The organism is Chitinophaga sp. SVR4-12A, assembly GCF_056754765.1.
On record NZ_JBPGWP010000001.1, the window covers coordinates 4535178 to 4548923 of the forward strand.

Genomic DNA, 13746 nt, shown 5'->3' on the forward strand with positions numbered 1-13746 from the left:
AAGAAATAATTACGTACAGATGAGACATTTAGATTTACCGTTTTTAAAATTAATATTAGGTAGGAATCACATGATACCGACGCTATACATTAACGTATTTTTTAATTACTATATGCCTGAATGGCATTTGTTATAACGATTGCATATCTAAGTCAATGATAGGTAGTTCATATTTGTTTTTACACTAATTAGTTAGGACTGTCAATTATACTGCTAAAACTGGTGAACAAAGCAACTAAGTCTCTTCACTTATTCCTGCTGGGCATACTACCATTGCGTGTTAAAAAATGAATAAAAAGAACAAAGTACAGACTAATGGATGGTATGAACATCTCCGTCTTCCTGAATGAAATGAATTTTCTTAATCCCACCCTTCAGAGTACATTCGTGCCGGTTATACCAACTAATAAACAGTAATAGATTCCCCTCCCTCATAGCCCTTGCCAGCGTTTGGAACAACGATAGTGAAAACCGTAACGCATTAAAAAATAAGAACCCTAACCAATTATTGCTATGCACTTAAACGTTACTCCTCGAAGGCTTTTGAGGGCTTTTATACTTGTTGTCATCCTCCTTTTCGGGTTAATCGGGCTACCGGCAACAACTACATATGCCAGCAGCCCCCATGCAGCAACAGCTGATGTTGCCATGCAGATGTACAGCTGGCAACGCGCATATCTTAAATGGCATCCCTATGCACCCTTCTCAGGGAAAGACATTACCATCCCCTATGGAACGGGAGCAGCTGCAGGGCCATTATGGAGCTTTGCCACCACACAGCAGAGTCCCATTACAAGCGGCCTTGCGTGCATCCTTTGCCTTGTGCAGAACCCAGCAAGGGCTATTGACGGAGATACTACCACCTACTCTACCCTGGTACTACCCGTTGGTATCGCAGCCACATTGGGACAACGCCTTACCTTTCCCGGCGATTACCTCGCAGGCGATTATGTAGCGCTTGAACTGGAAGTGCCCAGCCAGGCAGTATCCGGGACCCTGTTGGGTGGGATCAATATCGTGACCTACAATAATGGCGTATCCAATGCCGACCAGACCTTTCTGAACAACGGCGCTGTGACCATAGATCTCCTGGGTCTTGGTAACGGCAGCACCACTAAATTCCGGGCCGTTTTCCCTGTTGCACATAACTTTAACGCAGTACAGGTGAACATTACCTCTGCGCTGGCGGCCCTGGGTAATTTAAGGATCTATGAAGTGGTAGCAGGCGTGCCGCCCGCTATTACCCCGGCCAATCCCGTTGTCACCACCGGGCAGCAGGCCTCGCTTACCGCTTCAACGCGTTTGGCCAACGCGGTATTTAAGTGGTACTCCACCCCAACGGGCGGCAGCCCCGTTTTTACCGGCGCTACTTATAACACTCCGGCATTGCACAGTAATACCACCTATTACGTAGAGACCACGACTACCAACAATAACATCACCAGTTACCTGCGTACGCCTGTAACCGTTGCAGTTGTTAAGGGGCCCGCCCTGTGGACCTTCGGTATAGAACAGGAAAGCCCGAGAACCGGCGGCCTTGCCTGCGCACTGTGTAATGTAGAAAATCCGGAACTGGCAGTAGATGGAGATACCAGCACCCGCTCAAGGCTTATAATGTCACTAGGTGTAGCCTCCACCGTGGGGCAGTATATTCGTTTCCCGGCCGGATACCGGGCAGGGGACAGTATCGTACTATTCCTGTCAACCGAGGCAGACCTGCTGGCAAACACCAGCCTGCTCAACGGAATACAGGTACAAACCTTCCGCGGCGATACAGCTAATAACGATCCAGCCACCCTTAATCCCGCACTGGTCAATCTCCAATTGCTGGGAGCCAGCGATGGCCTTAATCATTTCCGTATAAGTTTTGCGGCCACGCAGCCGTTTGACGGCATACAGGTAGACCTGGTTTCGCTTGTTGGATTGGCAGGCGGACTGTATATAGGGGAGGCAGCCGCCATGATGCCGGTACAGGTTACAAGAATAAATCCAACCACAGATACCATACCGGCCGGACAAAGCGCCAGCTTTGCAGCGGCGATTCCCCGCATCCCGGATGCTACTTTCAGCTGGTATGAAACACCTACCGGTGGTACACCGGTATTCAGCAGCACAGGCTTTACTACGCCGCCGCTGCTGGAGAACAAAACCTATTATGTAGAAGCCTATTCACCTTCAGACGGCCTGCATAGCCTGATCCGCACTGCCGTGCCAATTACGGTAACCGCGGTGAATGAACTGGCCTGCGGCGCCGCAACTACCCAGTCTGCCGGTACCGCAGGCGTTGCCTGCCTGGGATGTAGTGTTATAAATCCCCAGCTTGCCGTAGATAACGATCCTGCCACTTCTTCAGAATTGCGTGTAGGTATCGGCTTGCTCGGCGGCGTATTCCAGGGCCTGGGCTTCCCCTCCCTGAGCGGTATTGCTGATACGCTCCGTGTAGGCGTAAGTTCCAGCTCGCAGGTGTTGGATGTAGGTTTGCTCACAGGGTTGACATTTACATTGTACAATGGCAATACCCAGGTGCAGCAGATCAATAACCCTTCATTGCTGACCCTCCGTTTCCCGAATGACAGCAGCTACTCCGAACTGGTAATTGCACCGGGCGTTGCATTCGACAGCGTTAAGATAGATTTCAACGCATTGCTGGCTGCCGTATCCAATATCCGGATCCATTATGCCAAGGCTACCGCGCCCGACGCCAGGGTACAGGATAGCGTATTACGGGCCTGCTCCGGCGGCAGCGTTACATTTAACGCAGTTTTCCCTGCCGGCGCCACCTTCCGCTGGTATGCGGAATATACAGGTGGTACGCCGCTGTTTACCGGCGCCTCCTTCACTGCGAACAATATCACCAGTGATACTACTTTCTTTGTGGAAGCTGTATCCACCGGTGCTGCAGCCTGCGGCAGCAATAATCGTACGCCGGTAGCTGTTAAACTGGGCCTGCCAGACATCTCCGTTACGCCTTCAACAATTAAAGTAAATAAAGGACAATCGGCCACCTTCAACATAGTAAGCCCCCAACAGGCTTATGCCTACAGATGGTATGCTGTTGATACCGGCGGCGTTGCCTTGTCAACCGGTACGCAATTCATTACGCCTGCAATAGATTCCGCTTCCGTATTCTATGCAGCAGCTGATTCTTCCGGCTGTACCAGCAAACGTGTTGCGGTATACGTTACTGTATCAACCGCGCCTGCAGCGCCGGTGATCATTCCGGATACCGCTTTTGTAAGCACTGGTCAGACAGCCACTTTCCGTATCGCTGATCCTGATCCTGCCCTTACTTACCGTTGGTATAATACAGATGCCGGCGGCGCCGTGCTGGGCACAGATACCATGTATACTACACCCGCCGTAACTGCCAACGGATACGTATATGCTGAGGCGGTGAATGCATCAAATGAGGTCAGCCCGCGCGCCCGTGCAGTGGTAAGGCTTATCGATGCACCGGGCAGTGGTCCATGTACATACGCCGGTGCCCAGGAAAGCCCTGTATATGTGGGCCTCCTCAACCTCTGCCTGTTGTGCGGCGTAACAGACCCTGTTAACGCCATAGACGGCGATACAACTACCTTCTCCAGGATTACAGCCACCATCGGCACAGGCTCCATAGGCCAGATGCTGCACTTTGGTGAGACCGGCATGGCTGGCGACAGCATACGCCTCTTGCTGGGATTGCCCAACGGCCTTGCTAATGTACAGTTGCTGGGCGCCGTGAGGATACAACCTTATAACAACGGCAGTCCTGTTGGCGCGCCTATATTCCTTGACTCAGAGGTGGTGCGGCTCAACGTGGTTACTCCTAACAAATTTGCAGCGGTAGCACCGGTACAAGGCAATTACGACGCCGTGCTGGTTACCCTGGGAGGATTGCTGACGGCCATTACTTCCCTGGATATATACAACGCAGAGCAGATCATGCTACCAGCCAAACCGGATGCTGATTCCGACTCTCTCATCGTTTGTACCGGTACTGCTGCCAGGATAGTAGCAAAAGATACCGCGGACATTACGGTTCAGTGGTTTGATGTGCCCACCGGCGGCTCCCCGTTATTTACCGGCGGTATCTTCAATACACCGGCATTGAGCCAGCCGGCAACTACTTATTATATAGGATCCGGCCGTAACGGCTGCAGCAACCTGCTGCGTGTGCCGGTAACTGTTAGAACAGCGGCGCGCCCTGCTGTACCGCAGCTGGTTAATGCTACAACAAATAGCTGCGTGGGCGATACGGCTACGCTGACAGTAGCAACGCCGCAGGCAGGTCTTTCCTACAAATGGTACGATGCGCCTACCGGCGGCAACCTGGTGGATACCGGCGCCGTGTTGAATGTTATACCTGCGTCTACCGGTGTAGACACGCTGAGCTATTATGTGGAAGCCGGTATTAACGGTTGCGCCAGCAGCAGCCGCGCTAAAGGCGATGTGTACGTAGGAACAAACTGTGGTGGGCCCGGTGGCATAGACACTACGGCCATTACGCTTTGCGCTGGCAGCAGCACCACATTAACCGTGGATAGCGTAATAACCGGTGCTACCTACCAATGGTACAACACGGCTAATGATAGTCTCGTCTTCAGGGGTACCAGCTTTACAACACCTGTGCTCACTTCAGGTGTAAACTACCTCCTGGTATCAACGCTGAACAGTGTAAGGGATACCATCCGCCTCTACGAGTTAACTGTTACCAGCAGCCTGGCAACACCTGTACTGGTAGCGCAGGAAATCGTAACTACGACCGGATCTGCTGCCACTTTCATTATCGCTGCACCGCAGGGTGGGGTGCTTTATAAATGGTACGGCGCTGCTACCGGCGGTACGCCGCTGGATACCGGTACTTCCTTCACTACCCCGCCACTTGCCGGCGACAGTGCGAAGTACTATGTAGAAGCCAGCGCAGGGGCCTGTACAAGCCCTGCGCGGGCAGTGGCTACCGTGAAAACAAGTAACGGCGGCGGCGTACCCTGCTATACAGCCAATACCACACAAAGCCCTGTTTATACAACACCTCTCAGCATTTGTCTGCTCTGCGGCGTCACAAACCCGCTGAATGCAGTAGACGGTGATACTACCACCGCTTCCCAGATACGCGCCAACATAGGCATAGGATATATTGGACAGGTGCTGAACTTCCAGCAACCGGGTCTTATGGGAGATAGCATCCGCCTTACACTGTCACTGCCGGGCGGTCTTGCTGATGTGCAGCTGCTGGGTGGTATAAGGGTACAGACATACAATGGCGGTGCTGCCGTAGGTAATCCTGTATTCCTCAACGGAGGTATAGGACTGGTAAAACTGCAGCTGTTGAATGGTAATAAGTTTACTGCTTCCTTTGCGGCGCCGGCTGATTATGACGCAGTATATGTAAGCCTTGGCGGTGTGCTCACTGCACTTACTACACTGCAGGTGTACACTGCAGAACAGCGGCTGAAGCCAGCCAGGCCTTCTGCAGATACAGATTCCCTGAGCCTTTGCCTGGGTGCCTCTGCACGCCTGGTAGCAACGGATACATCCGGTGTTACCGTTAAATGGTATGCCAGCGCCACCGGCGGCACAACGCTGGCTACTGGTGCTGTATTCAACACGCCGGCACTAACGCAGGCCATTACCACTTACTATATTGAAACCAGCCGCAATGGTTGTCCAAACCCGGTTCGTATACCTGTAACGGTGAATGCGAGGAATTGTGGCACCCCTGGCAGCGACACTACTGCCATTACTATCTGTCGTGGTACTTCCACTATATTGGCTGTGGATAGCGTACAAACCGGCGCTACCTATGAATGGTACAATACAGCGAATAACAGCCTCGCATTTACAGGCCTCAGCTTTACTACGCCTGTATTGAACGCAAATACTACCTATCGCCTCGAAGCTGCATTTGCAGGCGGCTTCAGGGATACACTAGAGACATATGTGATCACGGTAACTGATCCGCCGGTAGTACCGGTACTGGCTAATAGTGCAGTAATAAGCTGCGCCGGTGGGCCCGTACAACTGCAGGTTCAGCAGCCGCAGCCGGGTGTTACTTATAACTGGTACGATGTAGGAACCGGCGGTGCGCCGATCGGTGTGGGAGTTACATTCACGGTAACACCACCCGCCGGGCAAGATACCGTGAAATACTATGCAGGAGCAATTGCCGGCGTTTGTACCAGCACCAGCCGCGCAGTGGCTACTGTGATTACCATCAGTAACCTGCAGCCGCCTGCATTAACTACGAACCAGCAAAGCGTTAACCTGGGTGAAACGGCTATATTTACTGTTGCAAATCCCCAGGCAGGCATCACTTACAGATGGTACAGCACAGCCACCGGCGGTACGCCGCTCGCTATAGGCGCCAGCTTTACCACGCCGCCGCTGGCTGCTGATAGTGTGAAATATTACGTAGAAGCCAGCTCAGGCAGCTGCGTAAGCGGTACGCGTGCAGCGTTAACCGTGAAGAAGAATAATAATAGTGGCAATAACGGTGATACTACAGATATTACTCTTTGTACCGGCAGCAACATTACACTGAATGTAGTGAACCCGCAGGGCGGCGCGATCTACCGCTGGTACAATACCGCTAACAATAGCCTGGTATTCACCGGCACTTCGTTTACAACACCGGTGCTCAATGCCAGCATTACCTACCTGGTAGAAGCAACCCGGCAGGGTGGTGTTAAAGACACTAACCATGTATACCGGATCACAGTGGCCAATAGTACCACACCCCCGGTAGTAGTGTCCAACCTTGTGAAGGTCTGCAGTGGTCAGGATGCTACCCTGATTGTACAGAACCCACAGCCAGGCTTTACCTATCAGTGGTACGATGCAGCTACCGGTGGTAGCCTGGTGTTCACCGGCCCGGTATATACCGTTGTAGCAGCCACCGGCAACAGGGATTACTACGTACAATCCGTGCTGAATAATAAATGCGCCAGTGCAACAAGGACCAAAGTCAGCGTACAGGCAAGCAGCTCACCACCCGCACCGGTGGTAATTTCCAACAATGTTGTGACCTGCATAGGCGGCACTGCAACATTCAATATTCAAAATCCCGATCCGGCAATAAGCTACCGCTGGTACAACCAGCCCGCTGGTGGCACTTTGCTGGCAATAGGTACGGCTTATACTACCGCAGGCTTGTCCAATACCACCACCTTTTATGTAGAAGCGGCGTATAATGCAGGATGCGTAAGCACAGCGAGAACAGGGGTTACCGCTACCGTGGTGAATACCCTGGATGCACCGCTGGCAGATGCAGTGACTATCTGCTCTGGCCAGAGCACTGTAGTGACCGTAAAGAGCCCGGCCACAGGCCTGATCTACAGGTGGTATAGCACAGCTACCGGCGGCACGCCGCTGTTCACCGGTACTGCGTATACTACGCCTCCGCGGAACGCAAACACAGTATACTATGTTGAAGCAGCGAGTGGCGGTGGTTGTGTGAGCGTGAGCCGCACTCCGGTAAATGTTACGGTAAACAGCGTACCCGCTGCGCCACAGGTAAGCAGTTCAAATCTGCAGGTATGTACGGGCCAGACGGCCACACTGGAAGTCCAAAACCCGGATGTAAATCTCACCTATCGCTGGTATACGTCGCCTACGGGTGGCACGCCTGTTACCACCGGTATTACTGTTTCAACCGGTGCAGTAAACAGCAACCAGCAGTATTATGTGGAAGCGGTGAACGCCAGCGGTTGCGCCAGCAACGTGCGGACGCCTGTGAGCGTAACCGTAGGTGCACCTAACGCAAATGATATTGTGGTAGACGTGCCCGATCCGGAATGCCCGGGTGTGGTAACGCTCACAGCCAGCGCGCCCACTATTACTGATCCCGTATTCCGCTGGTACAGTACAGCCACCGGCGGCGCTCAGCTGGCTACGGGCGCGGTGTTCACTACACCTTCGCTGAGTCAGAACACTACTTACTATGTGGATGTTGCTACTGCGGGCGGTTGTACCAGCACCAGCCGTAAAGCGGTTACAGTTGGCGTATTGCAGCAGCTGGCCACTCCTGTGGTAACAGTAAGCGATTCTTCGGCTACAGCTATCACCTTCCGCTGGAACAGTGTGCCAGGTGCCACCAGGTATGAAGTAAGCACTGATAACGGAGCCACCTTCGTGCCACCCAGTTCAGGCGCCAACGGTACTACGCACAAGGTTTCCGGGCTTTCACCTAATCAGGCAGTAATCCTTGTAGTAAGAGCGTTGAATACCAACAGCTGCCAAACCAGCCAGTTGTCTGCTGCAGTTACCGGGAGAGCTACCAACCCGGCAGGCAACCAGGTATTTATACCGAATGTGTTTAGCCCTAACGGCGATGGTGTGAATGATGTCTTTATGGTATACGGTAATACTATTGCTTCAATGGAAATGCATATCTACAATGCCTGGGGCCAGGAAGTGTTCGTGTCCAAAGATCAACGTCAGGGATGGAACGGTACCATGGGCAGCAAAATGCAACCTGCCGGCGTATATGTTTACATCGTTACCGTGAAGCTGCAGAACGGCGCTACAGTCAACAGGAAAGGCAATATCACGATCATCCGCTAATCATACTGAGGTCCCGTTCCGGTTCATGCTGGAACGGGCATTCCTAACATGCTAAAAAAATACTCCCATGAGAAAAAATATAATTGTTCTGGGACTGCTGTTAAGTGCTTTGCTGCCCAGGGCCCTATGGGCGCAGGTAGACCCGCACTTCTCTCAATACTATGCTTACCCGCTGTGGCTAAACCCCGCGCTTACAGGTGTGTTGGACGGAGATTACCGGGTAAGTGGCAACTACCGCAACCAGTGGACCAATTACGGAAAAGCTTTTGCTACATCCGGCGTTTCTTTTGATGCTGCTACAGATAGAAATATAGGCGTTGGCGTTAACATCCTGAATATGTCTGCCGGAGACGCCGGCTATAATTATCTCAATGCTATGGCTAGCATTTCCTACAGTGGGGTTAAGTTCGGCGCCACGGGTACAACACGCCTGGTATTTGGTGTACAGGCCGGTATCATCAACAGGAAAGTAGACCCGGGCAAGTTTCAGACCGGCAGTCAGTGGAACCCCGTAATAGGCTTTGATCCCAGCATATTTAACGGCGAGAACATTAACAAAACCAGCTCCACCGCTTTTGACGCTGCTGCAGGCGCCCTGTTCTTCGACGGAAATCCCAACCATCGGCTGAATCCTTTTGTGGGCGTATCTGCTGGTCATCTAACGCGTCCGGAAGATCCCTTTATGTCCAATGGTAGTAACAGCAGGTATCCCATCCGTTACCTCACGCACGCCGGTACCAAAATAAAAATGACGGAAGAGCTGAGCCTTACCCCGCATGGCCTTTATATGCGACAGGGCAATGCGGAAGAAAAAGTACTGGGAGTATATGGCCAGTATGCCGTAAATCCTGAGTTTGATCTTCTGGCCGGGGCTACCTACCGCTTTGATGATTCGATGATTCCCTTTGCAGGTTTCCACTATAAGAATTTTGTGCTGGGAGCCAGCTACGATGCCAATGTGTCAAACCTGCACCGCTTAGTGAATGGAAGCAACAGCTTCGAAATATCACTTTCTTTTATCAGTCGTAAAAGAAGGGTGCTGACAGAAGAATATTTTATTTGTCCAAGGCTGTAAAGAATTAACGGAACGAAAACCCTTCAAATGAAACTTAGCATGATCGAAGTAAAAAATGTACAGATGAGAAGAATTGTACAATGTTTGATAATGCTGTTATTGAGCGCAAGCGCCGCTTATTCGCAATACGTGTATGATTACAGGCGTACCGCGGATATCTTCTATAACGCAAAGGATTACTATTCCGCAGCACAATACTACAGTAAAGCGCTTGGCACTTTCAGGATAAAACCTGCAAAGGTGCTGCCTTATGCAGTAGCCGCGGCAGGTAAGGAGAAAAGCAGTAAGATCAAGGATTATGAAACCGTTGTGTACCGCCTGGCAGAATCCTACCGGCAGTACAATGATTTCGGCAATGCTGAAACCTATTATGGGCAGGCATCCACTTTTAATAATCCTGCATTTCCGCTGGCCCGCTTCTGGTACGGCGTTTCTCTGCGCGCTAATGGAAAATACCCCGGGGCGCTGGAACAGCTCAAACAATTCAGGAACGACTACACCAATGCAGATGAATATGCGGCCAGGGCTGCGCTAGAAATAGCCAGTTGTGAGCTGGCGCTGTCAGAAGCCAGCAGCGTGCCCAGGTACAGCATCAGGAAATTAGGCGGAAATGTAAATGGCGGCGGCGCTAATTATGCGCCCTTGTTACTGAACAGCAGTACGCTTGTATTTACTTCTTCCCGTCCCGATACGCTGAATGCCGGCAAGGAGAAAAAAGAGAATCCTTATGTAAATAACCTCTATATCGCCCAGGGACAGGGCTACAGCTTTGAAAACAGCCAGAAGCTGGATATCCCGGCTGTTAAAGGGGTGGAACAGGGTGCCTCGGCATTAAGCCCGGATGGGAACACCATGTACCTTACCCGCTGGACGGTGAAGAACGGCCAGAAACAGGCGACCATTTATACCAGCACCCGGCAGGGCGATAAATGGTCAGAACCGGTGGCCCTTGGCCCTAATGTAAATGCAAGCGGCTTCAGCGCTATGCAGCCTTTTGTAACTGCAGACAACAAATATCTTTTCTTTGTCTCCAACAGGCCCGGTGGTATGGGTAAGAACGATATCTGGTATAGCCAGTTGCAGAACGGCGCCCCCGGAGCGCCCTGCAATATGGGCACCGGCATCAACTCGCGCGATGAAGAGCAGGCGCCTTTCTATGATGTCCAAAATGGTGTTTTCATATTTAGTTCCGATGGCCGTGTAGGGCTGGGCGGGCTCGATTTCTTCGTAAGTGAGGGCAACTTTACCGACTGGTCTTCTCCCCGCAACCTGGGGGCTCCTGTCAACTCGGCCAGGGATGATATTTACTACAACCCGGTAGACAAGGCCAAACCGCTGAACGGAGCCTTTATCAGCTCTGACAGGCAATCAGTATGTTGCCTGGAATTGTTCTATGTGAAGCGTAATGCAAAAATGGCCGGCGGAAAAATCCTGGACTGCGATGGAGAGCTGCCGCTTACCGGCGCTACGGTTACACTGCTGGACACCGTACAGCAGAAAGTACTGCAGCAGGTAACAGTGGATGAAACAGGCCATTATAACTTTGAGGTGGACATGGAGAAGCGCTATAAGATCATGGCCGAAAAAGAGAACTATTTCTCAAAGGCTATCTACTTCGACACCGACGAGCTGGTCAGGATTGATTCCCTGATGAATCCCACCCTCTGCCTGAAACGCTATGAGATCGGCAAGCCCATTATCCTGAAGGATATCTACTATGATTATAACAAGGCTACATTAAGGCCGCAGTCCCTGATCGTACTGGATACGGTGGTGGCCATTATGGCGGATAACCCGAATATCATTATTGAGATGGGATCGCATACAGACAGCAAAGGCACAGATGCATATAATATTAAGCTCTCGCAGGCAAGGGCCCAATCCTGTGTGGACTACCTGGCCAGTAAGGGAGTGCCTACCTCCCGCATGGTAGCCAAGGGCTACGGTGAGTCAAGGCCCATAGCGCCGAATACACTGGCAAACGGTAAGGATAATCCTGATGGCCGGCAGCTGAACAGAAGAACGGAGTTCAAGGTGTTGCGCGTACAACTCCAATTGCAATAATTACCCTTGCAATTTAGCTATATCCTATAAAACCAATTAGCCTCAGACAACAGTAGCCCCCTGAGCTCAGGGGGCTACCGCATTTCTACCACTCGTGGCGCACTATTATGGTTCCCGTCAATCTGTTGATAACGGTACAATGTATACGTCCATAGAACGGCGGCTTGCTGAAAAGGTTACTTTTTATATTACCTTTGCCCCTGTTTTATCTAAATCAGTAAACTATCTAGCAAATATGTCTGTCATTGTCGTTGGTACCATGGCGTTCGATGAAATAGAAACGCCCTTTGGAAAATCAGGAAAGATCATCGGAGGTTCCGCTACTTTTATAGCCTGGACAGCTGCCAATTTTGTGCAGCCGATTAACCAGATCTCCGTTGTAGGAGGCGATTTTCCGCAGGCGGAAATGAATGCGCTGGCAGCCAAGGGAGTGGCGCTGGAAGGTGTGCAGGTCAAAAAGGATCGTCCTTCCTTCTATTGGTCCGGTAAATACCATATGGACATGAACACCCGCGATACCCTGGTAACAGAACTGAACGTGCTGGGTGATTTTGAGCCGGTAGTGCCCGAAAGCTATCAGGGCAGTGACTTCCTGGTGCTGGGCAACCTGTCGCCCCAGGTACAGATCAGCGTTATCAACCAGCTGAAGGAACGCCCCAAGCTGATTGTGCTGGATACCATGAACTTCTGGATGGCAACTGCTATGGATGATCTGAAGAAGGTGCTGACGATGGTAGATGTATTGCTGGTGAACGATGGCGAAGCACGTCAGCTGAGCGGCGAATACTCCCTGGTAAAAGCAGCACGCAAGATCCTCACCATGGGACCGCGTTATCTTATTATTAAGAAAGGAGAGCACGGCGCACTGCTTTTCCATGAGAACCATGTGTTCTTTGCACCGGCCTTACCATTGGAAGACGTATTTGACCCCACTGGCGCCGGTGATACTTTTGCAGGGGGCTTTATAGGTCACCTCGCTAAAACAAAGGATATTTCTTTCGAGAATATGAAAACGGCTATCATTGTAGGTTCTGCGATGGCCTCTTTCTGCGTGGAGAAATTTGGTACAGGCCGTCTACGGGAGATCTCCCAGGATGATATCAGCGCCCGCCTGGAACAGTTTGTAGAACTGGTAAATTTCGATATCGATCTGGTTTAAAAGCCACAAGCTATAAACGGCAAGCCGCAAGCAGGTACCCTCTTTTGAAGGCCTCGCTTGCGGCTTGTTGCTTCAAGCAGCTATTTATAAATTTCGTTCAATATTTTTGCCAGCCTCAATCCACCCTTCAGCAGCTGCTGGTTCAGATCTTCCTGGAACCAGTAATTATAGCGAAAGCTCAGCTTGTCGCCTTCTTTAGTCCTGGCATAGACCTTATCAGCCAGTACATGCGATTCATACATCCAGTCGCGGATGCTGCCGCTTTGCAGCTTGCTAACCGTGGCCGCAGGTGCTATATCCAGCGCTTTGGCGTATTCGGTGTAGCTTAGCTGCTGGAATTCGATCAGGTGCTCGTCCCATACCCGGTGCAGGTTGGTGGGTCTGTCAAACCAGTACACGGTCACTTTATTGCCGCCCTGGTCTTCGTCACGACCTACGTGCAGCGGCTGGTGCATATCGCCTATCATGTGCACCAGGAATTTAAGCGCAAACACTTTCTGCTCTTTAGAGGCAGCAGATGATTTAAGCTGCTGTATCATGGCCTGTGTTTGTGTGTACAGGTTTTCGCCTTTTGCATTTTTAAGAAGCTTGTCAAATTGCACAGCGTCTGCTCCTGCCGGAAAATCCAGGTAATGCCAGGGGGAAGTATGATCATAGCGGTGGGTAGTATCGGATTTAATAAAGTCCGGCCAGTTGGCTATCATAGCCAGGCTTTCCCTGCCCAGCAACGCCTGAATGGCCTTGCGCGCCTGGGGGCTCAAATGTTGTGCGGCAATCTCGCCTACCACGCGGTGGCCGGTAGGGCCCCAGCTGTAGCCTTGAAAGGGTAGCAAAGGAAGTAATACGCCCAGTAACAGGCGAAAGAAGAATGTACGGTGCATAAAGAAAATTGAGACGCCAAATA

Annotated in this window: 5 protein-coding genes; 4 read left to right on the forward strand and 1 reads right to left on the reverse strand. The window is 51.4% G+C overall.

What is annotated here, in order from left to right:
- The first annotated feature begins 648 nt into the window (after positions 1-648).
- The 4 genes from ACR9Y8_RS18725 to ACR9Y8_RS18740 all read left to right on the forward strand — a co-directional run bounded on the left by ACR9Y8_RS18725 (position 649) and on the right by ACR9Y8_RS18740 (position 12842).
- Positions 649-8544 (forward strand): T9SS type B sorting domain-containing protein, encoded by a 7896-nt coding sequence (locus tag ACR9Y8_RS18725; protein ID WP_481214773.1) that lies wholly within the window; start codon positions 649-651, stop codon positions 8542-8544.
- A gap of 67 nt (positions 8545-8611) precedes the next feature.
- Positions 8612-9619: a PorP/SprF family type IX secretion system membrane protein gene (locus tag ACR9Y8_RS18730; protein ID WP_481214774.1), complete on the forward strand. Its 1008-nt coding sequence runs from the start codon at positions 8612-8614 to the stop codon at positions 9617-9619.
- A 39-nt stretch (positions 9620-9658) separates the two neighbouring features.
- Complete coding sequence (locus ACR9Y8_RS18735) at positions 9659-11683, forward strand: OmpA family protein (protein ID WP_481214775.1); 2025 nt, start codon at positions 9659-9661, stop codon at positions 11681-11683.
- A gap of 235 nt (positions 11684-11918) precedes the next feature.
- Positions 11919-12842 (forward strand): PfkB family carbohydrate kinase, encoded by a 924-nt coding sequence (locus ACR9Y8_RS18740; protein ID WP_481214776.1) that lies wholly within the window; start codon positions 11919-11921, stop codon positions 12840-12842.
- 80 nt (positions 12843-12922) lie between these two features.
- Here ACR9Y8_RS18740 and ACR9Y8_RS18745 read toward each other — a convergent pair whose 3' ends face one another.
- On the reverse strand, positions 12923-13723 hold the full coding sequence (locus ACR9Y8_RS18745; protein WP_481214777.1) for a S1/P1 nuclease: 801 nt from the start codon (positions 13721-13723) through the stop codon (positions 12923-12925).
- Positions 13724-13746: the final 23 nt, after the last annotated feature.

Bases quoted from the DNA above. Each gene is read 5' to 3' on its own strand.
- ACR9Y8_RS18725 (WP_481214773.1), top strand. From the start codon at position 649: ATGCAGATGTACAGCTGGCAACGCGCATATCTTAAATGGCATCCCTAT.
- ACR9Y8_RS18730 (WP_481214774.1), top strand. From the start codon at position 8,612: ATGAGAAAAAATATAATTGTTCTGGGACTGCTGTTAAGTGCTTTGCTG.
- ACR9Y8_RS18735 (WP_481214775.1), top strand. From the start codon at position 9,659: ATGATCGAAGTAAAAAATGTACAGATGAGAAGAATTGTACAATGTTTG.
- ACR9Y8_RS18740 (WP_481214776.1), top strand. From the start codon at position 11,919: ATGTCTGTCATTGTCGTTGGTACCATGGCGTTCGATGAAATAGAAACG.
- ACR9Y8_RS18745 (WP_481214777.1), bottom strand. From the start codon at position 13,723: ATGCACCGTACATTCTTCTTTCGCCTGTTACTGGGCGTATTACTTCCT.